This window comes from Adhaeretor mobilis, assembly GCF_007741515.1.
Taxonomy (GTDB): domain Bacteria; phylum Planctomycetota; class Planctomycetia; order Pirellulales; family Lacipirellulaceae; genus Adhaeretor; species Adhaeretor mobilis.
Genome location: NZ_CP036263.1, coordinates 4,876,598 through 4,902,827, shown reverse-complemented (window position 1 = coordinate 4,902,827; position 26,230 = coordinate 4,876,598). Strand labels below are relative to the sequence as shown.

At 53.9% G+C, this 26,230-nt stretch carries 11 protein-coding genes; 8 read left to right on the top strand and 3 right to left on the bottom strand.

The window, feature by feature from the left end; translation table 11 throughout:
- The first annotated feature begins 253 nt into the window (after positions 1 to 253).
- The 3 genes from HG15A2_RS19305 to HG15A2_RS19295 all read left to right on the top strand — a co-directional run bounded on the left by HG15A2_RS19305 (position 254) and on the right by HG15A2_RS19295 (position 10,921).
- Positions 254 to 922, top strand: a complete 669-nt coding sequence (locus HG15A2_RS19305) for a hypothetical protein (RefSeq protein WP_145062409.1) — start codon at positions 254 to 256, stop codon at positions 920 to 922.
- Between the two features lie 32 nt (positions 923 to 954).
- Positions 955 to 1,497, top strand: a complete 543-nt coding sequence (locus HG15A2_RS19300; protein WP_145062406.1) for a DUF421 domain-containing protein — start codon at positions 955 to 957, stop codon at positions 1,495 to 1,497.
- 343 nt (positions 1,498 to 1,840) lie between these two features.
- On the top strand, positions 1,841 to 10,921 hold the full coding sequence (locus HG15A2_RS19295; protein WP_145062405.1) for an FG-GAP-like repeat-containing protein: 9,081 nt from the start codon (positions 1,841 to 1,843) through the stop codon (positions 10,919 to 10,921).
- Between the two features lie 327 nt (positions 10,922 to 11,248).
- Here the strand turns inward: HG15A2_RS19295 and HG15A2_RS24250 are convergent, their stop codons facing one another.
- The gene (locus HG15A2_RS24250; protein WP_218932104.1) at positions 11,249 to 11,395 is read right to left on the bottom strand and encodes a hypothetical protein; all 147 of its coding nucleotides are present in this window, start codon (positions 11,393 to 11,395) and stop codon (positions 11,249 to 11,251) included.
- 358 nt (positions 11,396 to 11,753) lie between these two features.
- Here HG15A2_RS24250 and HG15A2_RS19290 point away from each other — a divergent pair, with 358 nt between their 5' ends.
- The 5 genes from HG15A2_RS19290 (at position 11,754) to HG15A2_RS19270 (ending at position 24,399) form a co-directional block, all read left to right on the top strand.
- Complete coding sequence (locus HG15A2_RS19290; RefSeq protein WP_145062403.1) at positions 11,754 to 16,031, top strand: PQQ-dependent sugar dehydrogenase; 4,278 nt, start codon at positions 11,754 to 11,756, stop codon at positions 16,029 to 16,031.
- 595 nt (positions 16,032 to 16,626) lie between these two features.
- Positions 16,627 to 19,026, top strand: a complete 2,400-nt coding sequence (locus HG15A2_RS19285) for a DUF1592 domain-containing protein (protein ID WP_145062401.1) — start codon at positions 16,627 to 16,629, stop codon at positions 19,024 to 19,026.
- Between the two features lie 63 nt (positions 19,027 to 19,089).
- Complete coding sequence (locus HG15A2_RS19280) at positions 19,090 to 20,439, top strand: DUF1552 domain-containing protein (RefSeq protein ID WP_145062399.1); 1,350 nt, start codon at positions 19,090 to 19,092, stop codon at positions 20,437 to 20,439.
- Between the two features lie 108 nt (positions 20,440 to 20,547).
- Positions 20,548 to 22,812: an ankyrin repeat domain-containing protein gene (locus HG15A2_RS19275; protein ID WP_145062397.1), complete on the top strand. Its 2,265-nt coding sequence runs from the start codon at positions 20,548 to 20,550 to the stop codon at positions 22,810 to 22,812.
- 273 nt (positions 22,813 to 23,085) lie between these two features.
- Positions 23,086 to 24,399, top strand: coding sequence for a Gfo/Idh/MocA family protein (locus tag HG15A2_RS19270; protein ID WP_145062395.1), 1,314 nt, complete (start codon positions 23,086 to 23,088; stop codon positions 24,397 to 24,399).
- Between the two features lie 23 nt (positions 24,400 to 24,422).
- On the opposite strand, the gene HG15A2_RS19265 is transcribed toward HG15A2_RS19270, so the two are convergent.
- Complete coding sequence (locus tag HG15A2_RS19265) at positions 24,423 to 25,577, bottom strand: sterol desaturase family protein (protein WP_218932103.1); 1,155 nt, start codon at positions 25,575 to 25,577, stop codon at positions 24,423 to 24,425.
- Between the two features lie 8 nt (positions 25,578 to 25,585).
- Complete coding sequence (locus tag HG15A2_RS24245) at positions 25,586 to 25,801, bottom strand: hypothetical protein (protein WP_218932102.1); 216 nt, start codon at positions 25,799 to 25,801, stop codon at positions 25,586 to 25,588.
- Positions 25,802 to 26,230: the final 429 nt, after the last annotated feature.

The following is a 26,230-nucleotide window of genomic DNA, read 5'->3' as shown; positions in this document are numbered from 1 at the left end:
TATGCCCGACGATGCAGCTCTAATGAGAGCGTCAGAGGTCTACTTAACCCAGCAGAGCGTGGATTCGCTGACCCCAGGGTGGTGGTTCTTTGACCATGCAGTCGAAATAGTCGGCATTAGATATTTATGAGAAATAAATAAATGTCTGATCAGGATTTCTCTGAGTGATGCCGATTCGACGGCTCCAGGGATAGAGTCGCCGTCCGATGAGGAGTTAGCTTCCACAGCCGGAGCGGTCCGAGATTAGCATGTTATGCCGAACCTTACGGTTGCTACAGCATCGCTGTACCGGCGATCAGGCTATTTCTATGCATTGATGCCGCACTTAGACATTCAGAGAATTGGCGTGTTCACGATGAGCGAAGCTTCAGATTACTCGCGCTGGAAAAGAGACGCGAGCGTGGCGGCCGGTTCTGGTCTGGTAGCAACCCTGCTAATGGCAGGAGTTGTTTTTATGATTGGCCGTGTGACGAGTGACGAAGCACGCGTACTCCTTGAAGCAATCCTGCCGACGAGTCGCTTTATGTGTTCGGCGGTAATGACCGCCGCTGCCACGATTTTAGCCTTGATGCTTACTTTGCTAGGGATGTCGATCAACTCAGATTTGCAAATGAAGCCTTTGTTCTACCGACGCATCCAAGAAATTGCGTTTTACGACATGCTTGTTCTTATTATGGCCATTTTGTTTTTAGTGATCCACTGCATCCCGATTACCAAATCGGATGACATTCCCCCTTGGTGGTACAGCACCGCTTACTACACTGTGCTGACTCTCTCTGCCATCTTGGCCGGTGCGGTCATATCTATCGTGATGATGCTCTACACGGCGATCCGTGACATCATCCACACGTTTGGCCTAGAGGAGGATACAGGCCTTGTCCGGGACTCCTCAGAAACTGAGTCGGAAAGCAGTTCCTATTAGACTAAATTTCATTTCAAAAAGTAAGGAACACAATGAACACAGAATGGATCACGGCTGAGTGGGCAAATATACCCCTGATGCTTTTTACTGCTTTGATCACTTACGCAACGATTCTAGTACTCACCCGAGTAGTAGGCTTGCGAAGTTTCTCAAAAATGTCAGCTTCCGACTTTGCAATGACGATTGCTGTGGGTTCGTTGTTCGCTTCCACTATCGCTCTCAAGAACCCCTCTTTGCTGATAGGATTACTAGCTATTGCCTCGCTCTATTTGGGTCAGTGGTTGTTGGCGTGGCTAAGGCGGAAATCCAAAACTTTCAGTAAGCTGGTTGATAACGAGCCACTCCTTTTAATGAGTGGTAGCACGATCTTGGATGAGAATTTAGACAAAGCAAATGTTACACGAGCTGATCTGTTCGGCAAGCTTCGAGAGGCGAATGCCCTTAACTATGACCAAATTTTGGCTGTGGTATTTGAGACTACCGGAGACGTTTCCGTTTTGCACACTACCACCGACAATCAGACGCTAGAACCAGATTTCATTCAGAACGTCATCGGTTCCGAAATGCTCACTTAACCAATCGCCTGGAACTCGCTCATGCCAGTCAATGCGCCGTCTGCTCGGCAACCTCAAGAGACGGCAGGAGTACGAGAAGGAAATGGGCTACGATCAACAGGGGCCGAGCTTGGGTTGAAGAAGTCGCTCGTAAGCAGGGATTTTCCGCGTATTGTCACGCGGTAGTTGAAAACCCGCGGCACAGATTGATTGCGAAGCTCGAAGCCCCCCATTAGAATGGGGTGATCCGCAAATGCGACCGGTTTCAATAGCTCGCCCATCGCCTCTTCCCGCCGACCATCGGTTGAACTCTTCCAGCGATGGAGCTCTCAATGATCAATAACGGACACGCTGTAAGGACACCATGATCCAGCGCCGACTGAAAATAGAACAACTCGAACGCCGCCTTCTCTTAGCGAGCGATTTCGGCGACGCCCCTGAGCCTTACGATACGTTGCTGGCGGATGGTGGTGCGGAGCACGAAGCTGTAGGACCAACGCTAGGATTGACAAGGGATTCGGAACCCGAGGGCACCCCTTCACCGGTAGCTGACGGCGATGGGTCGGACGAAGATGGAGTCACTTTTGGCACGATCCAGGTCGGGGCGCTCGACGCAACGGTGACCGTCAACGTGCAAGGAGGGGCTGGCAAGCTTGACGCTTGGATCGACTTCAACGGGGACGGTTCGTGGGGTAGTCCAAGAGAACGAGTCTTCGCCTCTCATGACGTCGTCGTCGGAGACAACCTGCTCACTTTCGACGTTCCCAGTGATGCTATTGCTGGCACCACCTATGCCCGATTCCGGTTGAGCACGGCAGGAGGACTGGGCGTTACCGGCCCAGCCAACGATGGCGAGGTTGAGGACTACGCGGTTTTCGTCACCAGTCCTACAACAGCCAATCGAGAATTCAGCCCCCTGCAACCTATCAGCACCAGTGCCGACGGAGCAACCGACGTATTTGCAGCGGATCTCGATAGCGATGGCGATTTGGACGTGCTTAGTGCCTCGTCCGCCGATGACAAGATTGCCTGGTACGAGAACGACGGCAACCAGAACTTTACCGAGCACACGATCAGCACCTCTGCTAATGTGGCGTTTAGCGTGTTTGCGGCAGACTTGGATGGCGATGGCGATTTGGACGTGCTCAGCGCTTCGTTCTACGGCACGATCGCCTGGTATGAGAACGACGGCAACCAAAACTTTACCGAGCACACGATCAGCACCAGTGCCCGCACACCACGCGATGTGTTCGCGGCAGATGTAGATGGCGATGGCGATTTGGACGTGCTCAGTGCTTCGTCCGGCGACGACAAGATCGCCTGGTACGAGAATGACGGCAGCCAGAACTTCACCGAGCAAACGATCAACACCTCCGCTGATGGAGCACACAGCGTGTTTGCGGCAGATTTAGATGGCGATGGCGATTTGGACGTGCTCAGTGCTTCGTTCGGCGACGACAAGATCGTCTGGTACGAGAACAACGGCAGCCAGAATTTCACCGAGCACACGATCAGCACCTCCGCTGATGGGGCACGCAGCGTGTTTGCGGCTGATGTGGATGGCGATGGCGATTTGGACGTGCTCAGCGCTTCGTTCAGCGACGACAAGATCGCCTGGTACGAAAATAACGGCAGCCAGAATTTCACCGAGCACACGATCAGCACCTCCGCTGATGGAGCACACAGCGTGTTTGCGGCAGATTTAAATGGCGATGGCGATTTGGACGTGCTCAGTGCGTCTGTATCCGACGACACGATTGCCTGGTACAAGAATGATGGCAACCAGACTTTCACCAAGCACACGATTAGCACCTCCGCTGGTACTGCGCAAAGCGTTTTTGTGGCTGATGTTGACGGCGATGGCGATTTGGACGTGCTCAGTGCGTCTGCATTCGACGACACGATCGCTTGGTTTGAGAATAACGGCCCTGCTGACTATGGTGACGCCCCTTCTCCCTATCCGACGACTTTCTTCGAGTTTGGAGCACGACATGCAGCCGTCGGCCCAACGCTAGGTGCAACACGAGATGCGGAAGCCGATGGCACTCCCTCTTCGACAGCCGACGGCGACGGCGCAGATGAAGATGGGATAACGGTCAGCTCCATGAGGGTCGGTCAACTAGGTGCTACCGTCGACGTCGAAGTTCAAAACGCTCCAGACGGGGCCTACTTATATGGCTGGATCGACTTTAACGGCGACGGCAAATGGCTACACGCTGCAGAGTGGATCGTATTAGGAGCGCCAGTAACTAGCGGAAGCAATCAATTGACTTTCGACGTTCCCAATGATGCCGCAGTTGGTACAACCTACGCTAGGTTTCGACTCAGCACAGACACCCGGCTTAGCCCTGTCGGACCAGCGAATGACGGTGAGGTCGAAGACTATGAAGTAGAGATTCTCCCTCAAACAATAGCTAGCGGGCGCTACTTTGATCCTGTCCCTGTAGTCGCCGGCCATTCCGAAATCGATTTTCTCTTGACTGTCGACTTCGATCAGGACGGCGACAACGATCTCATTTCTGGTACCAACGAAGGAATTTACTGGTACGAACACACAAATGGCCTGAATTTCGAATCGCACCAGATCACGCCTTTTGTATCCCTTCACGTATCGGTCGTGGACTTAGATCGCGATGGCGACCTTGACATCCTGTCGAGCACTTATCCGGGCCTTTCCGGCGAACCTGACGAAGCTCCGCGTTCTTCATGGTTTGAGAATCGAGGGCAACTTAGTTTTGTTGAGCATAGTGTCTGGTCGATTGTTGGATCGAGTCCAAGGCTCGATCCAGTTGACTTTGATCAAGACGGAGACTTCGACCTTGTCCAAAGTACAGGGATTGATCCCTCACATTATATAGTCTTTGAAAATGACGGAAATCAAAACTTCTCTTCCGATACGAGATATTATCCAGGGATTAGTACAACACCGCTTCAGCTAGTCCACGCCGACTTCGACGGGGATGGGGATCTCGACATTGCTCAGATTAATGACGCCGGCGAGGGAATCGAATTATCGCTACAAGCGAACTCTGCCATTTCAATCAGCCCGAGCGGACTTGCCGTGTCAGAGGAGAATGAAGCGGGTTCTGTAACGCTGTTTCGTGAGGGTAATCTCACAGAACCCACGACAGCAAGGATAGAATTAGGTGGGACTGCTATCTATGGGGAAGACTACACACTTGCCGGGATTACAAATTCTGGAAATGGCCATGTCCTTGTTGACTTTCCCAGTAACGTCGATTCAATAACTATCGATTTTGTCGTAGTCGACGATACTCTATTGGAGAACGTTACAGAACTTGTTCACTTGGAAGTTGTACCGACGGATTCTGCACCTGCTGAGGACTCCACGCTCGTAGTTTCCATTACGGACAACGATGTTGGGGACTTTGGCGATGCCCCTTTGCCGTACCCTACCTCTAAATTTGAATACGGGGCCGGCCATCGCTCTCAAGGGCCCCAGTTAGGCGCTGTGAGAAGTAACGAGCTAGACGGCCAAGCCTCGACAAATGCTGCTACCGACATCGGCGACGACGGCATCACCTTCAGCACCATCCAAGTCGGCCAACTTGACGCCACAGCAACCGTCAATGTGCAGAACGCCCCTGCGGGTGCAAAGCTCGAGGCCTGGATCGATTGGAACAATGATGGAAGTTGGGGAGGTGCGGGCGAGCAAATTGCAGCGAGCTGGAGTGTTGTCGAAGGAGACAATATGCTGGAATTCGATGTGCCCGCCGATTCTCTCAGCGGTAGGAAGTACGCTCGCTTTCGCCTCAGTACAGAAGGTGGTTTGGCACCGGGAGGTATCGCCAATGATGGGGAGGTAGAAGACTATGCTTTGACGACTCTACCGCCAGAAGCAACGCCAGCTGAAGCTCTTATTGAATCACCGATTACGACTCTAACTGGATCACATAATCTTCTGGAATTCGGTGACTTGGATGGGGACGGCGATCTCGATGTAATCTCGGGGTATGTAAACGGTACCTCTGGAAGAATCGCATGGTATGAGAATAACGGACAGAAAAGCTTTTCGAATACGACAGTCATCTCAACACTACGAGGCCCAAGCTCCTTGAAAACTGCCGATATTGACGGTGATGGCAACTTGGACCTAGTTGCTAGCTTCTACAATAGCGATGTCGTTGCATGGTACGAAAACGATGGGATAGGGAACTTCCAAGAACAGATTCTATCCTCAAATCTTGATGGTGCTAGCTCTGTCGATGTCGTGGACTTCGACAGCGACGGCGACATGGATGTGATAGCGTCCGCTTTTTGGGGAGATACTATCGAATGGTATGAAAACAACGGCGAGCAAATATTCACGAAAAAGACTGTGACGGCCACGGTCGATGGCCCAGTCTCCACGGTCGCTGTTGATGTTGATAGCGATGGTGACTTGGACCTTCTAACGTCTTTAGGACAGTACGGCGTCTCTAACGCTCCTGATGACCAAATTCTCTGGTTTGAGAATGACGGACATGAGGACTTTACCCTACGATTGATCGATGACACCGTCGTCAGCGCTGGTCAAACGACAGTCGCTGATATAGACCGAGACGGAGACATCGATTTTCTCTTCGCCGAATCTGCCAGCGATTCCATTTTCTGGTACGAAAATGATGGCCAGGAAATATTCACCAAGCAACTCATCACGTCGACAGCTGGTGGAGCAGATTCAGCACGGCTGGGGGATATCGATGGCGACGGTGATTTTGACGTGTTTGCAGCAAAGAAAGATACCGGCGCTCTTGGATATTACAAGAATGACGGCAGCCAGAACTTTACTGATATCTCTTTCCCTCCCGGCCTAAGTGCGAGGGAAGTCCGCGTTGCGGACGTTGATAGTGACGGTGATTTGGACCTATTAACCGGACATAGCGCCAATCGAGGGGTCAGGTGGTTTGAGAATTACTTATTCACGCTGGGGCTTCAAAGCAATATCTCTGAACTGTCAGAAGATTCAACGGATTCAGCAACTATTACATTTACTCGCGCGGGCATTCTCACAGAAGAAGCAGTTATTGCCTTTGAATTCGACGGAAACGCCGAATATGGAGTCGACTACGAGGTCTTGGGTGCAACCGTGTTCTCCGGCAAGGAAGGAACGATTACTTTTCCAGAAAACGAAGCAAGTATTTCCTTGCAGATCACGTCGATCGCCGACGACTTCCTGGAACTCGCTAAGAACCTACAAATTACGATACCTGAACAAGAGAACAAGAACTATCTTCTCGGCGATCAAACGACCGTATCGCTGAATCTGGTTCAAGAGAACACAGACGTAGTTGCCGACTACGGCGACGCACCATTTCCTTACCCAACCGACGTACCGACGGGCCACACTCCGTTTGGGCCAACTCTGGGGACACTGCGTGATTCCGAAACGACTGGCATGCCTTCAGTAAACGCCGATGGCGACGGTGCCGACGACGATGGAGTGGCTTTCAGCGAACTCCACGTGGGCCAAACTGGAGCCACCGCTATTGTCGAAGTACAGAATGCACCCGAAGGGGCACGGCTTGATGCCTGGATTGACTTCAACGGCGATGGCTCCTGGCAAGGTGCCGGTGAGCGGATAGCTGGTAGTCTAGAGGTCGTGAATGGACAAAATGTTGTGCAGTTTAGCGTACCGTCGAACGCGATGTCAGGTGAGACCTACGCGCGTTTCAGGCTCAGCACATCAGGTGGGTTAGGAATAGTAGACTTAGCAACCGATGGAGAAATCGAGGACTACTTAGTTACCATCAACACACCGTTGACTGTCGTGGGATTGAGCCCCTCACCCAATCTGATTCCCTCTAGCAATGGAACCGCCGAGTTCATAATTCCAGCGGATGTCGATAGGGATGGTGACATTGATATCGTGTCAAGAGTAAACGGGCCAGTGGTGTGGTTTGAGAATCTTGGAGCAGGGCAATTCGTAGAGCATTTAGCGTTCAATTACTCTGCTGACACGGTGAGAGTGGTCGATCTTGATAAAGATGGCGACTTTGATTTCGTAACTGATGTCGGATGGTTTGAAAATGACGGCGAACAGAACTTCACTCGCCAAAACAACCAGTCAAGTTACCCTAGCGTTCACACGCTAGATGTTGCAGACATTGATAACGACGGAGACTGGGACGTTCTGGCCGTAACTACAAGTAGGAGCAGTATCAGATGGTATGAAAATGATGGCCATCAGAATTTCAGCCTAAGGCTATCGCTCAGCAGCACGTTTGATACCGATGAAGTCTATAAAGTACAAGCACGAGATATGGACAGAGATGGCGATCTCGACTTCATCGCAGGATCGAACGGATTCTTCGGAAAAGTATCCTTGTATGAGAATAATGGCTTGCACGACTTCACAGAAAGAACAATAGACAACTCCAGGGATCATACCGCATTTGAGGTAATCGATTATGACCGAGACGGGGATTTCGATGTCATTACGATCAGCGAAAATTCAGACAAGATTTATTTACTGGAGAACGATGGCGCGGGGGACTTTGTTAAGCATTTGATAACCACTGAGATTGATGGGCCTACGTCACTATTTGTATCGGACATCGATGGAGACGCAGATTTAGATCTCCTGGTCGCTTCAAAGGATGGGAGTGGCGTCTCAATACTGCAATATGCGAATTCGCATGAGTTCTTGCTCGTACCTGTCATAATGCCAGATGAAAACAACGAACGCGATTTCGTTGATGCGATAGCGGCAGATATCGACCAAGATGGCGACCTGGACTTACTGGCCGCGCCTAGATTTGAAGATGAGCTATTATGGTATGAAAGTATCCCCGATGGCGTCTTAGCTAGTGTCACCCAAACGTCAATTACAGAAGACTCCGGTGGGGTAGCGAAATTCATTTTTACGCGCACGGTCAATCTAAAGGAACAAGTTGATTTTCAATTTCAGGTAGGTGGTACAGCAGAATACGGAGTTGACTACGAAGTCTCGGGCGCGACAAGTTACTCCGGATCGTCGGGGATAGTTACTTTTGCGGCGGCTGTGGCTACTGCCGAGATTATGATTATACCGATATCTGATGACGATTTTGAGGATCACGAAACCGTGACTTTAGAGCTTGCAAATATTGCAGGTTTGATACCTTTCAGCCAAGACCTCTCCGCTGTCCAGCCCACAATCATCATCCTACGCGACGAACCCGTCGACTATGGCGACGCCCCTAGAAGCTATTCCACCGACGATCTCCAAGCGGCGGCACATGCACCGATTGGTCCGACTCTGGGACTGACTCGCGACGCGGAACTCAACGGTCAGCCCAGTGTTGCTTCCGATGGCGACGGGGCCGACGAGGATGGTGTTACTTTTTCTCCTATTCGAGTTGGTCAAGTGGATGCCTCGGTCACCGTGAACGTGCAAAACGCACCGACAGGAGCGCGACTTGATGCCTGGTTTGATTTCGACGGCGATGGGACTTTCAATGGGGCTCATGAACTCATTGCAGCTCGTCTCGATGTCATCGAGGGCGACAATCTTGTCCGCTTCAGCGTCCCGACGAGTATCAATTCCGGTAGCACCTATGCTCGCTTCCGCTTGAGTACCGAGGGGGGACACTCTCCCACGGGCTTCGCGGCGGATGGTGAAGTCGAGGACTATCAAGTAGTCCTGCTTCCCCCGGCAAGCAGTGGTGGCGCCTTTAGTAACCAAGGGCAGGTAGGCAATTCGCCAATCGTGGGCCAAATCTTGGAGGCTGCTGACTTGGACAAAGATGGTGATCTTGATTTGGTGACTGCAGGATTTGAATTACAACTCCAGTGGCATGAGAATGTTGGCAATGGTGACTACGTTACCCACGATATCACTCCGGAAGCGTTCAGCCCGAGCGAAATGGAGTTGATCGATTTTGATCGCGACGGCGACCTGGATGTCCTGGCGGTTGGTATCTCATATGTCTGGTTTGAGAATGATGGCTCGCAAACGTTCACTTCGCACATGATCGCCGAAGTCACGCGGGGTGCAAGCAATCTGATGGCGGTCGATATCGACAATGATGGAGACCTTGATGTTTTGTCGACTGAAGAATATAGCTTTGGCTTTAACTCGTTACCGGCTAGAGCACTTTGGCATGAGAACTTGGGTGATGGCAACTTCCAGACTCGCCAGATTGCCACCTTGGACGATTACCCATTTGCGGAAGAACACTTGGCTGTAGGTGACCTCGACAATGATGGGGACCCGGACCTCGTTGTGGGTCCTACCGATGACTTCGGTCGTGGCTTAGATTGGTATGAGAACGACGGCCAAGGAAACTTTGCTCGACATGAGATCACCCCAACGTTTCCGGGTACTGATCGCGTATGGTTGCCATCGAGGGTCAACTCAACCCAGCTAGTAGACCAGAATCGGGATGGAAATTTAGACTTGGTCTACACGACCTCATTCGGCTTTCCCGGCTGGATCTCAGGTGATGGTGAAGGTGGGTTCGTGCATTCGGGTTCGATTCCTTCGAACAGTCCCTTCGAGAGTTCTTTAATACCCCTTGACGTGGATGGCGATTCCGACCTGGATTGGTTTTACGCTTTGCCGAGCAGCGGAAGTTTCTCATGGTATTCTAACGACGGTGCCGCTACCCCTCGCTTGAACCTTGAGCACGAGCTCAAGACGGACGCTTTTTATTATGATTCGCTTGTGCTTGCTGACTTTGACATCGATGGTGACATCGACGCTCTGACCGTTCGTGCCGCTGACAAAGTAGTCGTCTGGCACGAGAACATCGCCCCAGATGCCGGTGACTTTGATTCCAACGAGACGATTGATGGGTTTGATTTCCTGGCATGGCAGCGCGGCCACGGCACGTCGGATAACGCCACTCGTGAGCAAGGGGATGCCGACGCCGATGGTGATGTGGAAGCGGACGATCTCAACGACTGGCGAGGCACCTATGGATACGAAGCGCCGCAGCCTTCGGCGGATTTTAATTCCTACAATGGGGTCGACGGCCACGACTTCCTCACTTGGCAGCGCGGAACGACGATTTCTTTTGGCGCGGGACGAACCGCTGGCGACGCCAATCTTGATAGAGCTGTTGACGGGCAAGACTTAGCTATTTGGATAAGTTCCTACGGGGCTCAAGAGTCCTTAGTTGATAGTTCGTTTGCCTTGGCAAGTGCCACTAGCGCAAACGCCACGCTAACAGAGAACGAGCCTGCTTCTGCTATCAACTTATCCCCGAGCAAAGCCTCCCTCATCGATGTCGCATTGGCGTTTGAGTGGACCGACAAGAAGGCCTCACGCCAAGAATCGCAAATACTAGATCTAGGCCACGTGATCGAACCACATAGCTATCCAGTTTCGTTAGAGCAAGCTGGAGCCAACCCGACGCTCGCTTCAGCCGAGGACTCAGAGATTATCAATCCCGAATCCCCTTCGGACTCAGAGGAAGAGCCTTGGCTGTCAGATCAATTACTAGAGGAAATCTTCGGTTAAGAATCATCAAGTACGACGTTCGCATGAATTCCCTAGGCTCGTACCATCGCCATAATGCCTGCCTTTACGGCTTCACTCAGGTCCGCCCAGCGTTCGATTAACGCTCTCAACTCTGAATCTTCAACTCCCGATTGTGCGCCAACTGCGCCGCATTCTGCGCCGCGGGAATCAGGAAGTGCGGTTTCTTCCGGGTTTGAAGCCCCTTGTTCGACTCCCCTACGGGGTACTAGTGTCTGTAGCTCGCAGACGCTCTTCGATGCACTCTCTTGCAATTCAAGGGGGTTCTCCCCTTCGCCGGTTTTCTCTTGCAACGCCTTGCAAACCGATTCAGGGCCGTGCTGCTGTGCTTTTGAGTGCCGTGCCGTGATTGTGCAGCACTGTGCGTTTAGGTCGCTGATTCTCGTAAGCAGTTCTGGCCACGGTTAGCTTGACCATCGGTTTCGGCCCGTGAATTGCGGAAACTGTGGCTGGCATCGGTCGTCGTGCATGTTGCGCGACGCGGCTTCTGTACCTTCTAACAATAAGAGTAACTGGTCTATCTGCCTGATCGGCATCGCCCGTGCTGGTGCAAGCCAGCCGCGGTACTGCGCTGCAGTTTGCAACAGAGCATTGCAAATTGCACAAAAAAATTCTCACGTTGATAAATCTGCGGTGGGATGAGACTAGCCCTTGCTGTTGGCTGCCAGAAGTCTTGAGATATCTAAAGTGTCAGCGTTCGAGCAAGGATTGGAAGTGCCCAGTGAATGCTATTAGAGTGCATGCTATTGGCTCGGTTCTTTGTGATTTTGTTTGGCGAGACTCTCAGGTCGGAAAGCTAGGCGCAACGTGGGCAATGAGGCTCGCGTTTGTGACGGCGATGCTGCCCCATTCACAACAAGTCGCATGGGGTGTCGATTTGAGAGCGGAGCCCGTGATCACCACGGGCTTCTCGAATCCCGTCTTTGGAACAGCGGCACCTGGACAGAGTGGTACACTCTATGTCAGCGAACAGAACGCAGTGAGGATCAGCATCCTCGACCTTCAGACCCAGCAGTCATCGACCTTTCTCGACTTAGAAGATTTCGCAGGAACGCAGTCGGGCCTCCAGACGTTCGCTTTTCATCCAGACTATGTCAATAACGGAAGAGTTTATCTTAACCTCTTTGACAGTAATACGAATGACATCAAGATAATCGAGTTTACTAGATCGGTCTCGGATCCGTTGGTAGCAGACATGAATTCTATGCGGGAAATTCTCACGATCCCGAATCCCACCGGAAGTCATAACGGTGGCTGGCTCGGCTTCAGCCCCGTCGATAACCAATTGTATATAGCCACCGGCGATGGTGGCACGTTTGCTGGGCCCGACAAGGGTCTTCCCGCCCAAGACACGTTTGATGTGCGAGGAAAGGTGTTACGGATCGATGTTGATGGCGACGATTTCCCCACCGACAGCGGCCGCAACTATGCAATCCCGGCGAGCAACCCGTTTGCGACCCTCGGCGGTGCACCTGAAGTATTCGCCTACGGTTTGAGACATCCGTTCCGCGCTAGCTTTGACCGAGCCAACGGCGACCTGTTCCTAGGTGATGTTGGCTCGGTACAGTACGAGGAGATCAACTTCATTCCAGCGGGAACAACGGGTGGTCAAAATTTCGGTTGGCGTGCTCTCGAAGGAGACGTCGATGTTCCCTTTAATAGTGATCCCCATCCCCCAAATGCGATTCCCCCAATCTTTAGCTATCCTCATGGGTCCACTGCAGCAGTAATTGGGGGGTACGTCTATCGCGGCTCGGCTATTCCTGACCTCCATGGCGCCTACTTCTACGCAGACGTGGTGCGAGACGAATTTGGTTCATTTCGCTATGACGGAACGAGTGTGAGCGAGTTTGTTGATCGCTCTAGCGAATTGCTCAATCCTCTAACGCCTACAGGGAGCTATAACGGTATCGTCAGCTTCGCTGAAGACTCCGAGGGAGAGCTCTATTTCTTCGATCGCGTGTTGGGCGACATCTTCAAGATCGTTGCCGATGAGATCCAGACGACTGACTGGATCAACTCTGCTGGAGGAGACTATGATACGGCCGCCAATTGGAATCCAGAGAATGTCCCCGACGATCCCCTATCAGAACGGGCCCGCTTTAGTCTCCCCGAAACGATGACGGTCGCATTCTCCAGCACGAGCACAACTATTGCTGATCTCACCGTTAGTGCTGGCAATGTGACATTCCGCGTGAGCGGCACTACGGCCGATGCAACGCTCCAGGCAGATGACGACATCGTGATTGATGGGGGTAGTCTGTCCCTCGCTCAAGTCGACGGCGCAACTTTCGACGTCCATTTGGCTGCTGCTGATGAGCTTCTCATTTCCGGTGGGGCGACGCTAACAGTGGGAGATGGTTCCACAGTAGATGCCGATTCAATTGAATTGGGCGCTAGTTCATCGGGCAATGGGACGCTGGTTGTCAACGGCAGTGGGTCGGCGTTGACAGTGACGGGACTTGCCCAAGTTGGCAACAAGGGAGACGCTGGCGCGTTAAGCATAAGCAACGGAGCAAACGCTGCTTTTGCATCAAGTCTGGAAATCGTAGGCGGTACGGACAACAACACAACAGGTAGCTTGGAAGTTCTTTCCGGAGCAACGGTCACGGTGTCGGGTGACATCGAACTCGGGGCAGGCTCAGGTTTATCGGCAAGTCTAACGATAGACGGCGTGGGGAGCCTTCTAACGCAATCCACCGCAGGAGCTTTCACGATCGGAAACGGCAACGGCGATAATACGGCTGACCTAGTTATTGCTGGAGGTGGTCAACTCACGACCGGCGACGGTACCACAACCATCTATGCTAACGGCAACGTAAACATCGACGGCAGTAGCAGCTCTACGATTAATGGGCCGTTAGAACTACAGGGCGGCTCGATTTCAGCAACTAATGGCGGTGTGCTTACAACGCATGGCAATGTCACCATCACCGCTGGATTGGTCGACACAGCTGGCGGCGAGTTCCTCTTTGCGGGCGACAAAAGCATCGCCATAACCAGTGGCGGTTCATTTTCCACTAGTAGTGATCTGACCATTGGCAACTCGTTGGTGGTAGACAACGGGGGGACAGTGAACCAAATGGCGGGAACCTTCGATCTGGTGGCGGCTAGCGGATCGACGACTGTACTGGTGGATGGCCTGGACAGCCAACTCGTAGCAGGTGGCGCCGGCGAATCCTCTTGGGCCGCTGATAGCGGTGCCGACTCGACCGCCACGTTCAGCAACGAATCAATAAGCACTTTGACCAATGTCAACCTGGGTGCTGATAGCGTAGGCGCTGTGGTCGTCGACGTCACTAGTGGGGCTGAGCTGAGCTTCGAAGGACAATGGAAGGTAGCCCCTGGCAGCACTGGAACTACAACGTTGACCGTCAGTGGAGCAGGCTCGAGGCTTACCGTGAACGATCCTGACGATTCGCAGTTCTCCTCCACCCCTGGTGCCGGGAGTGCCGTGCTTCACATACTGCCGGGAGGAACCTTCACCAAGACTGCGGGCACTTTAGAAATGGGGCCCAACTCGAGTGTCAACCTCGATGGCGGAACCATCGTGCTGGATGAAATACAAGGTGCTGCGGGAGCTGTGAACTTCACTCGGGGCACCTTCTCCACCAATAGTGACCTGACGATTGGGCTATCAGGGCTGTTCGCCAGCGACAATCTAACGCTTCAACCCAACGACGCACTGGCTACAACAGGCATCGCCACGATCGCGGCATTCAGCACCTTGACCCTGGCTGGCGGTGAGCTCTCAGTCGGCGAGTTGGTCAATAGCGGATCGCTGAATTTCAATGCGGGCTTGCTCGCAATTACGAGCGCGGGCGGCCTGAATATCGCAGCCGACGGACTCCTAGGCGAATCGGTCGCCTTGCAGAATGGCCAGCATCTCTCCGTGACAAATACGCTCTTCATCGACAGTTCCTCAGTGCTGGTTGTGGAGAACGGTTCGTCCGCCAGCGCGGGGCTCCTCGAAAACAATGGATCGGTCATTCTCGGTGGCACGACTTCCCTCTTCGGAGGAACGCAAATCGCCAACCGTGGCGTGCTCCGCGGGAATGGCCGAATTACCGCGATGGTTACCAATGAGGCCCAAGGAGAGATTCGCATTGATCAAAACAACACGATCATGCTGACTGGTGCCAACGGGATCAACTCAGGCCGCATCTCTCTCCTAGGCGGAACCATTCACTATTCGCAAGCACTCACCAACGGCGTGGACGGCGACATTCTCGGTCGCGGTACACTAGTTGTCGATGGACTCGGGCTGATTAACGAAGGGGATTTGACCTACTCGAACGGCCAGAGCGATTTCTTTGGGGACTTACAGAATCAGAATGCCGGACGAGTGATCGTCAGCGGTGGAGCAAACGTCACTTTCTGGAACGACGTATTCCACACAGGCGCCTCATTTCAAGTTTCCTCCCAATCCTCAGCTACCTTTTTCGGCGAGGCAGGGTTCGGAGTTTCTGGTGGCGGCGACGTTTACTTTGAGGCTGATATCACACCTGGCAGCAGTCCTGGGCTAGAGCTGTTTGATGGCAATGTTTATATCGGTGAATTGGCCAACTTAGAAATTGAGATTGGCGGGTCCGTGTCAGGATCAGAATTCGATGTCCTGCAGATTGCCGGAACGGCAGAGCTAGGCGGAGTGCTGAATGTCTCGCTCTTGGATGGATTCTCACCCAGAGCCGGTGACTCTTTTGAGTTCATGACTTCCGCAGAGGGCGTGGTGGGCACGTTTGCTACCACCGCTCTACCCACGCTTGCCACCAACCTGATGTGGAATCTTCTCTACGAACCGAACGCTGTCTCGCTTACCGTAGGCATCCCGGGCGACTATAACGGCGACGGTGCATTGACTGTAGCGGACTACACCCTCTGGCGGGACAATCTGGGCGTGTCGGTCATACTTCCCAACGATCTCACTCCCGGGATTGTGATCGCAGAGGACTACGACGTTTGGCGCTCGAGCTTCTTCGACCAAGCAGCTAGCGGGTCCTCTGCCACTGCAGTTCCGGAAACCGCAACGCTTTGCCTACTTATCGGAGGGCTTGCTCTAGCTACTTCGTTCCGCTCGCGAAGATGCAGGTAAGACGTCACTTGTGAAGCACAAGCGATAGTTCACATTGCGTAATATTGCATCGCATTCCGCGCTAAAAAACAGTTCGTATCGCCCTGAGCTGTCCACGCGCGTTAAACATCTAAGCCGAGTAAACGCAGCAGGGTACTATTGCCCGACAGGTTCAATCCGGAGACCGGCAGCAGTTGGCACCGCTGTGAGAGTTCAACATCGTGGGCGATGGCCGTGGCGGCAGGCAGTAGCGGGTGGGCGAGGCTGCGCAGATTTTAGCCGCCCTTCCAAAAAACCCTTCGTTTCAATGCCAATAGAAGGATGCACAAACATCCCACGAGGAATTCGTGCCTGCAACTGGAAAACTCAGCAAAACATCGCCAAACTGGGGATTGTAAAGAAGTGATTGGCCGTGTCTTACAGTGACGAGAGCTTGCAGTCAAAGTCACGGACATTAAGAATTAGTTGTCCTCGTAAACCCCAAATCGACGGGCCTAACGGAAAAAAGGACACGCCAGCTTAAGGTCGTCGGATTGCAAGCCTGGGAGTATACTGGCACCATCACCTGAGAACTTCTTTATAGCTCGCTTCTTCTCTCTCATTCGGGTCGACTATTATGCTTTGTCCGACGTGGTCATTGCTGCCCCACATGGTCATCTTTCTGGTCTGCGTCCATCCGATGGCCGGGCAGTGCAGTGAGCCAGTGCAACTCGTCGAACAGCCTGAGTTGATCGTTCGTCAGCTTGCAAGCGACTATTGCTACGATTGCCATAATCCAGACGAGAAGGTCGCTGAGCTGGATCTGGAGTCGATCCAAGCACAACCCTTCGAGCAAAACGCTGACATTTGGGAAAAGGTTCTAAGGAAGGTGCGCGCTCGGCAGATGCCGCCTAGCGATTATGGACAACCGGATGAAATGACATACGCTACGGCGTCCCATGCCCTGGGGCAAGTCCTCGAAGCTCAGGCGGCGAGTCATCCTCGTCCGGGACGCGTTGAGACTTTCCGACGACTGACCCGTTTCGAGTATCAAAACGCAATCCGCGACCTCTTGGCCTTGGAAATCGACGCGACTCGGTTACTGCCCGCCGACGAGTCGAGTCACGGATTCGACAACGTCACGGTCGGCATGCTCTCGCCAACGCTGCTCAATCGATACATTGCGGCGGCTGAGAGAATTAGCCGCCTGGCCGTTGGCGGACGTCACCCGTCGCCCACTGGTCGTGTCATCCGCATTTCTCCGGATACGACCCAAGAAGAGCGAGTCGCCGGATTGCCGCTCGGTACTCGTGGCGGTTTGCTGACTTCCCATTACTTCCCGCAAGATGGGGAGTACGAGATACAGGTTCGTTTGGCACGCGACCGCAACGAGCACGTCGAAGGACTCAAAGAGCCGCATCAACTTGAGATTCTGCTCGACAGAAAACCTATCAAACAATTGACCGTGAAGCCGCCGCAGCGAAAGGAAAGTAGCGCAGATGCCGAGTACGACCTTTCCTCGCATGCAAATGTAGACCGTCATCTTAAAGTGCTTGTCACCGTGGCCGCTGGCTCGCATCAGCTGGGAGTGACCTTTCGCAAGAACGCTTCGTCGCTGCTAGAAACGAAGCGGCAACCGCTCAATGTTCATTACAACATGAACCGACATCCGCGGCTGACTCCGGCGATTTACGAGGTCTCAATAACGGGACCCTTTAAAGTCGCCGGACCTGGTCATTCGCCCAGTCGCGAACGCGTTCTTTCCTGCCAACCGAAAACCAGCGACGATGAGGAAGCATGTGCCAGGCAAATTGTGTCTCAGCTGATGCGTCGTGCCTATCGTCGACCGGTCGAAGAGAGTGACTTGACGGTCCCCCTCAGGTTGTATGCCGAAGGCCGAGCACAAGCTGACTTTGAAACTGGCATAGAGTGGGCACTGAGCGCGATCTTAGTCAATCCGCAGTTCTTGTTTCGCGTCGAGAAAGAGCCTGACGATCTCGCTGCTGATTTTGCTTACGCGATCAGCGACTTGGAGCTGGCCTCGCGCCTATCGTTTTTCTTGTGGAGCAGCATTCCTGACGAGGAGTTGCTAGAAGTAGCGGAGCGCGGCGAGCTAAGCGATCCTGAGGTGCTCGTAGCGCAGACCCGACGGATGCTGGCTGATGTGCGTGCAAAGTCGCTGGTTAGCAACTTCGCGGGGCAGTGGCTCCATTTGAGAAATCTCGACGCGTCGACGCCCGATGCGCGGTTGTTTCCCGATTTCGACGACAACCTCCGACAAGCCTTTCGACAAGAGACCGAGCTGTTTTTCGAAAGTATCATTCGCGAAGACCACAGTGTGCTGGATCTGCTGCAGGCCGACTACACCTATCTGAATGAGCGGCTCGCCAAGCATTACAATATTCCCCATGTCTACGGCAGTCGGTTTCGGCGCGTGTCACTTGAACCAGAGAGCCATCGCGGAGGATTGTTACGGCAAGGTAGTATCCTGACAGTCACATCCTACGCCACTCGAACCTCTCCGGTGATCCGCGGCAAGTGGATCCTGGGAAATCTACTCGGCACCCCGCCACCGCCACCGCCACCAGACGTGCCCGACCTGAAGGACAATACCGTCGCGGCCAATCTATCTGTGCGAGAACGACTTGCAGAGCACCGTGCAAACCCGGCCTGTGCAAGTTGCCATAACTTTATGGATCCTCCCGGATTTGCCCTCGAAAACTTCGATGCCTTGGGCCGCTGGCGCGAAATCGAGGGTGGCCAGCCGGTCGACGCGACAGGAGGGCTGCCCGACGGCAGCGAGTTTACAGGAATTGATGGATTGGAGGCCGGATTGCTCAATCGCCCTGAGCTATTTGTTGGTACAATGGCCGAGAAGCTTCTCACGTATGCCTTAGGTCGCGGTATCGAACCTTACGACGGGCCGGCGGTTCGCAAAATTGTTCGAGAGTCCGCACGCGAGCACTACCGCTTTTCATCGCTACTGGTTGAAATCGTCAAGAGCGTTCCTTTCCGAATGCGAAGTACGGGTAAGTAGTCGTTCGCTTGCAGGGCGCACTTGCAGCTCGGGTCAATGGTCACAGCCGAAAAGGGTAGCCAAATGATCGTCACGAAAAAGTCGCTGCCACGTCGGACGTTCCTCCGCGGGATGGGAACCTCGTTGGCGTTACCGTTGCTCGATGCCATGATCCCCTCAATGACGGCCCTGGCATCGACACCGGCCAATCCTGTTCAGCTGCGGCGGCTCGGTTTCGTCTACATGCCAATGGGGTGCGACGTCTCGCGCTGGACGCCTCCTGGCGAGCAGACACTCGATGAGCTTTCGCCTACGCTGCAACCGCTGTCCCGGGTCAAGCAGCAGGTCACGGCAATCACCAACATGGAATTGCAAAACGCTTACCCCGGCACGCACGCGACTTCGAACGCTGCTTTTTTGAGTGCCGCGGAAGCCAAGCGGACTGAGAGTTCAGACTACTATCTGGGGACGACGGTTGACCAGATTGCTGCGCAGCAGATCGGTCAATCAACGCAGTTGCCCTCGCTCGAGATGTCGATGGATTTGCTGTCGGTCGTTGGCCAATGTGATAACGGCTACGCTTGCGTCTATCAGAACAATCTCTCTTGGTCGTCGCCAACGACACCATTGCCCGCCGAAGCCCACCCGAGGATCGTCTTCGAATCGTTGTTCGGTGCCGGCGGCAGCGCGGCAGATCGACAAGCAGCGATCAAAAAACGGGCCAGCTTGCTCGATTCGGTAACCGCAGAAATCACGCGGCTCCAGAACACACTGGGTCCCCAGGACCGCAACAAGGTTGACCAATACTTGCAAACCATTCGCGAGGTCGAGCGTCGCATCCAACGAGCGGAAGTCGATGTCGCCGAAAATCCGTTGCCCGACCTTGATCGTCCTGTTGGTGTGCCGGTTGCTTATGCGGATCACGCCCGGCTGATGTTTGACTTGCAGCTGTTGGCGATGCAGGGTGATATCACGCGCGTCATAACCTTTCAACTCGCCCGTGAAACCAGCAATCGAACTTACCCTGAAATTGGCGTGAACGATCCCCACCATCCGCTGACTCACCATGGCAACAACCCGAAGAAGATTGCCAAGGTGGCCAAGATCAATCAGTTTCATGTGTCGCTGTTCGCTGAGTTTCTGGAGAAACTGCAGAATACGCCGGAAGGTAATGGTTCGCTGCTAGACCATTCGCTCTACTTGTACGGCAGCGGCATGGGCAACCCAAATGTCCACGACCACACGAATTTACCGATCCTTGTGGCTGGCGGCGCGGCTGGCAACATGCAGGGTGGGCGCCACATTAAATTCAACCACCCCAAACCGTTGGCCGATCTGCATTTGACATTGCTCAACAAGGTTGGCGTTAAGCTTGACTCATTTGCAGATAGCCAAGGCCATGTCGAAGGGCTGTTCGAACCGCTAGACGTTTGACTATTTGTGAGCCTATGGCCACCCAGGCGGGACGGAGAGGGACTCACAGCACACGGTTATGTGCCAAAATTCCACCCCACTAAAGTAATCTCAGCAATTGAGTCAGTGATGGGTATCAGGCAAATCGCTACGACCACGTGCCTAGCGTTGGTTGTAATCTCCAAGACATTGGCAGCAGAATCGGCTCCGCAAGTAGCTGATGTTGCCGAGAGCAACGATCGCGCTGCGTTGCACGCTTTGCTCGATCAAGACGCTGACGTCAATGCGCCGCAACCCGACGGAATGACAGCGCTACACTGGGCCGTTTTTCTTGACGATGTCGCGTCGGTGCAACTGCTCTTGGACGCTGGCGCTGAGCCGGAGGCACTGAATTACTTTGGCGTCATGCCGCTCTCGTTGGCCGCGAGAAACGGCAACTCCAAAATCGTGACTTTGTTGCTGGAGGCAGGAGCCAACCCCAATGCCAAACTGCGAGGTGGCGAAACGGTGCTGATGACTGCTGCCCGCACGGGTAAACCAGGGCCGCTCCAAGCATTGCTTGACCGTGGTGCCGAGGTCAATGCCACAGAGCGAAAGGGGCAAACGGCCTGTATGTGGGCGGCCGCCGAGGGACATACTAAGGTCGTCAAAGCCTTGCTAGCCGCCGGGGCCGATGTTCGTACGCCGCTCAAGTCAGGCTATACACCTTTCTTTTTCGCGATTCGCGAGGGACACACGGAGGTTGTTTCTGAGTTATTAACTGCCGGAATTGACGTCAACGAGACGATGCAACCACGCAAAGTGGCAGGCAAAAGCCCCAAGCAAGGCACCAGCCCGTTGGTGCTCGCAGTTGAGAACGGTCACTTCGAGTTGGCATTAGCCTTGTTGGCAGCCGGCGCAGATCCGAATGATCGAAGCAGCGGTTACACTGCGCTGCACGCGCTCACCTGGGTACGCAAGCCGATTCGAGGCGACGGAAATCCGGCACCGATTGGCTCGGGGGAAATTGGTAGCCTGGAGTTGGTTCGGCAGCTTGTCCAACATGGAGCCGACGTCAATCTGCGACATAAGAAGCAAAATGCAGCACGTGATCGCCTCAACAAAACGGAGGCTACGCCATTTCTCTTGGCAAGCGAGACAGCCGATTTGCCGTTGATGCATCTGCTTCTTGAGTTAGGGGCAGATCCCAGCCTAGCGAATGTGGACCAGTGTACTCCCTTGCTGGCTGCGGCCGGTATCGGCGTGCTCGGCGATGGCGACGAAGCAGCCGGAACCGAAGATGAGACGATTGCAGCTGTCAACTTGTTGCTCCAACGAGGAGCCGACATCAACGCAGTGGCGAATAACGGCTCGACGGCGATGCACGGGGCGGCCTACAAGAGTTACACGAAGTTGATCAAGTTTCTCGTTGACAACGGTGCGAACGTTCATGTTTGGAATCGCAAGAACAAGCGTGGTTGGACACCGCTCATGATTGCTGAAGGCAACCGACCGGGTAACTTTCGACCGTCCCAAGAAACAATCGTCGCGGTGCAAGATTCCCTGCAAGCTGCTGGCATCGAGTATCTGCCTGAATTTACGGCCGAGGTCCAGCGCGACCTTGAGTACGCACAGATTGGCGAACACAAGCTGCTGCTCGATCTCTACCTGCCGCATCATGCCAGCAAGCCGCCACTGATCGTGTGGGTACATGGTGGTGCTTGGCGCGGCGGTAGCAAACGTAGTGTGCCAATTCGTTTTCTCCTCAAGCAAGGATTTGCAATCGCCAGCGTCGATTATCGGCTTTCGCCCGTCGCGAAATTTCCGGCCCAGATTCATGATTGCAAAGCTGCTATCCGCTATTTGCGTGCTGAACAAGAAACCTTCGGCTACGATGCTCGGCGAATCGGCGTTGCTGGAGCCTCTGCCGGCGGTCATCTGGCCGCGCTTCTGGCCGTCACCAATGGTCACACCGAATTGGAGGGACGAGTTGGCGCTTACTTGGAAGCTTCGTCAGACGTCCAGGCGGTCGTTGACTATTATGGGCCTACGAATTTCCAAACGATTTTGCAGCAGTCGACTCCCCATGGACTAGGAGTACGGATTCCGGCGCTGCAATTGCTTTTGGGTGGTCAACCCGACGAGAAAACAGACCTCGCCATCCTCGCCAGCCCTGTTTCGCATGTTGAAGCGACCGATCCGCCGATTCTCATCATTCATGGCGACCAAGACCCTCAAGTGCCCATCAATCAGTCGCACGAACTCTTGGGTGTCTTCGAACAGGTTGGCCGCGAAGCAACTCTCGAAGTTGTGCATGGCGGCGCTCATGGTGGCAAGGCGTTTGTGGACCAGCGACGCATCGAGTTGGTAACGCAATTTTACGAGCGGCACCTAAGAGCCAAAGATGGTCAATAGGAGATCTCGCGCCGCAGACCACAACATTTTCGCGAGCAATATTTGCATGTTTTGGTAGCCGTGTTGCCACTCGGCACCTGGCAACATTCGTGAGATTGTTTTTCACAATTTCACATCGGCTACAGTTTGGTCACGAGTGCCGAAACTACATCAAACACTGCGGGTACCGCTACTGCAAAGCGAAGAACGCACGATGGTTCCCTTAAATTCGCTTGCTCGCGGTCGACTGCGCGTTACATTCGGTGGTAGTCCAACTCCTCAGGGAAAAACGTCATGTCGAAACGTCCGTCGCAAATACCACTCTCTCGAGGCGTCTCTCGCCGTAGTTTTGTCAAGCAGGCAGCATTGGCTTCTGGTGCGACTGCGCTCGGCGCACCGTTTGCTCTTGCCGACGAGCAGGGAAAGGTCGCCCCCAGCGAACGCATCAACCTCGGCTTCATCGGTCTGGGGGGCATGGGGAGTCATCATCTCCAGTGGTTCAGTCAACAGCCCGACGTACAAATTGCAGCCGTGTGCGATGTGGATGCCTCGCGAGTTGCTGCTGCCAAGGAATCGCTCAAAATCAACGACGAGCAAACCTACAGCGACTTCCGCGAGTTGGTATCTAGCGATTCAATCGATGCCGTGCTCATTGCCACGCCCGATCACTGGCATGGGCTCGCAGCGATTGCTGCCGCGCGTGCTGGTAAAGCAATCTACTGCGAGAAGCCGCTCACCAATTCCATCGGCGAGGGCCGCTCGCTGTGCAAGGCTGTCGAAGCTCACAACGTGGTTCTGCAAACAGGTTCTCACGAGCGATCCAATCCTGGTGCGGGCGTTGCCAAGAAGCTCATCGCCGAAGGTCGCTTCGGAAAAATTCATACCGTGCGCATTCAACTCCCTACCGACGAGCCGCACTTGCAATCGGTCAAGGACTTCCAAGGCACCCCGCCGGCGACCGACGTGCCGGAAGGATTGGACTACAACTTCTGGCTCGGTTACACGCCCGAGGTGCCGTATACCGAGAAGCGTTGTCACTTCTGGTGGCGATTCATTAGCTCCTATGGTGGTGGCGAAATGACCGATCGCGGCTGTCACGTGATTGACCTGGCTCAGTACATCTTGAACAACGATGCAACCGGACCGACCAAAATCGAAGCCACCGGCACACCGGCAGCGGAAGATTGTTTGTACGATGCGTGCCTCGATTTCAAGTTTGAAAATCACTGGGCCGACGGCCTGAAAATGATCGGCAACAACGAGGGCCCCCGCGGCGTGTGGTTCGAGGGTAGCGAAGGTAAACTCTTTGTAGCCGTCCACGGTGCAGAGCTCACGGCCGAGCCTGCCTCGCTACTCCAAGGGGTCGAGGTTCCCAAGGAACCACCCTACGCAAAGCACCGCCGCGAATTCCTGGAAGCAATTAAAACAGGCTCTCCGGTAGTCGCCCCCGCCGAAGCAGGTCACCGCACAGCCACGATCTGTCACCTCAACAACATCGCGTTGCGTCTAGGCCGCGGGTTCGATTGGGATCCCACGACCGAGCGTTCCAACGACGACGAAGTAAGCGCATTGCTCACGCCAGAAATGCGTGCGCCTTGGTCACTGTGAGGTGAGCGGCCGGCTACTCCGCCTTAACTCTCCCCCTTAGTTTCGTCGTCTGATTGGTTTTCGACTTTCCGACTAAACGGGTACCAAAACTGCTGCCAGTAGCCCAACGGAACGGGATGGCCGGCGATGCCGTAACCTTCGGGCCATTGGTCCTTTGGCATGTGGTATGTGCCAAACAGCCGGTCGAGCAGTGGGAAGTGAACGGCGTAGTTGATGTTGATTGCTTCCTTCTCGATGCCGTGGTGCCAGTGATGGAATCGCGGCGTGGCGAGCACGTGCTGCAAAGGGCCAAAGTGGAAACGCAGGTTCGAGTGTACGAATACCGACAGTAAATACACAAAGAAGATATAGCCATAGAGGGCCGGCTCTCCAAACCCCAAGGCGTACATTGGTATTGTCGTGAAAGCGCGTAGCAGAATGATTTCGACCAAGTGCATTCGCGAACCGGCGATCCAGTCCATATGCTTTGCCGAGTGGTGCACGGCATGGAATCGCCAAAGCCAAGGAAACTCGTGAAACGCCCGGTGAAACCAGTACTGCACCAAGTCTGTGAGGAACATGATTTCTAGGAACTGCACCAACACGGGTTGGCTAGCGATGCCCGCCCGTATGCCTCCGGCCCACTCGGTTCTGGCCAGGATTGTCATCGAAGGAGTCAGCGAAAGGTACGTGAGCGATTGCACCAGTAGGCTGCTGATGAAGAAGTAGAACAAGTCTTCGCGCCATTCAGCCCGAAAGATCGGTTGGTTGCGCTTCTTGAACAGTCGCTCAATCGGGATGAACAACGTCCCGAGCAAAATCAGGTTGAGCATGAAAAAGTCGAGCCCAAAGTAAACATCACTCTCGCCTTGCATCTGGCTACTTGCTCGCGAGCCGCCCAGCAGGGTTGCCACCAACACAGTGGTCATGCCGGCAAAGCCTAACAGTTTGCTTTGCCGCAAGGTCGCGCTCAGGCCGCCCATGAGGAACGCGGCGATGAGCACCGCATGCAACGCCACACGCACCAGGGCGACATTGTAATAGCCACGTACATCGGCCACGGTTAGCAACTGCGGATAGAGCAAGCAGAGCACAGTCGCCAGCCCGATTAAAGCGAGCACTGAGCTCAACATGCCGCTAATCCAACCGCTGCCGAACTGGCGATGGTCGGAATCCATTTCACTCTTCAAAGGTCCCATCGGTCTGCTCATTCCTCAAGACTAGTGGTCGCTACCGCGCGGATTTCTATCGCAGAGCGTTCTAGGATACCGCTTAGCACTTTTGCACTGAATACACGTTTTAACGAGCAAAAGTCCGGCAGCGTTTCCCCCGCCGCCCGCCCACACTCGTTGCCAAGTAACGACTTGCGGGAATCGACCAGCAAGCCTACCAGCGACTTTTGCTTTGCAATAGTCGAGAGCAAAAGTAGCTCGGTGCCTCCGGCCTGAGTAGTAGCTTCGTTCGGCTACCATCACACGACGGACAGAAGCTGCGGCAGATGTATTTTAGCGACTCTATTTTAACGGATACGGTGGCCAAAAGCGCTTGTACAATTCGGCCAGAAGGTGTCCGAGAATAGACCGTTGACCTTGGGTATTCGCACAGCTTTATTTTTGACGCTGGACCGATTAGAGTAGTTCTAACAACACTCCTCTGAGGTTACAGCATGCCGATTCGAGTCAAATGCCCTGGTTGCTCAAAAACAATCAGCGCGCCTAGCAAGTACGCAGGGAAGAAGGCTAAATGTCCGGGGTGTGGTGAAGGCATCACTGTCCCAGCTCGGGAAAAGGCTGCAACGCCCAAAGCAAAGAAACTAGCAGCGTCTGGTTCGTCGAAAGCCAAATCGGATACG

Bases quoted from the DNA above. Each gene is read 5' to 3' on its own strand.
- HG15A2_RS19305 (WP_145062409.1), top strand. From the start codon at position 254: ATGCCGAACCTTACGGTTGCTACAGCATCGCTGTACCGGCGATCAGGC.
- HG15A2_RS19280 (WP_145062399.1), top strand. From the start codon at position 19,090: ATGATCGTCACGAAAAAGTCGCTGCCACGTCGGACGTTCCTCCGCGGG.
- HG15A2_RS19295 (WP_145062405.1), top strand. From the start codon at position 1,841: ATGATCCAGCGCCGACTGAAAATAGAACAACTCGAACGCCGCCTTCTC.
- HG15A2_RS19265 (WP_218932103.1), bottom strand. From the start codon at position 25,577: ATGGGACCTTTGAAGAGTGAAATGGATTCCGACCATCGCCAGTTCGGC.
- HG15A2_RS19275 (WP_145062397.1), top strand. From the start codon at position 20,548: ATGGGTATCAGGCAAATCGCTACGACCACGTGCCTAGCGTTGGTTGTA.
- HG15A2_RS19285 (WP_145062401.1), top strand. From the start codon at position 16,627: ATGCTTTGTCCGACGTGGTCATTGCTGCCCCACATGGTCATCTTTCTG.
- HG15A2_RS19290 (WP_145062403.1), top strand. From the start codon at position 11,754: ATGAGGCTCGCGTTTGTGACGGCGATGCTGCCCCATTCACAACAAGTC.
- HG15A2_RS24250 (WP_218932104.1), bottom strand. From the start codon at position 11,395: ATGCCAGCCACAGTTTCCGCAATTCACGGGCCGAAACCGATGGTCAAG.
- HG15A2_RS19300 (WP_145062406.1), top strand. From the start codon at position 955: ATGAACACAGAATGGATCACGGCTGAGTGGGCAAATATACCCCTGATG.
- HG15A2_RS19270 (WP_145062395.1), top strand. From the start codon at position 23,086: ATGTCGAAACGTCCGTCGCAAATACCACTCTCTCGAGGCGTCTCTCGC.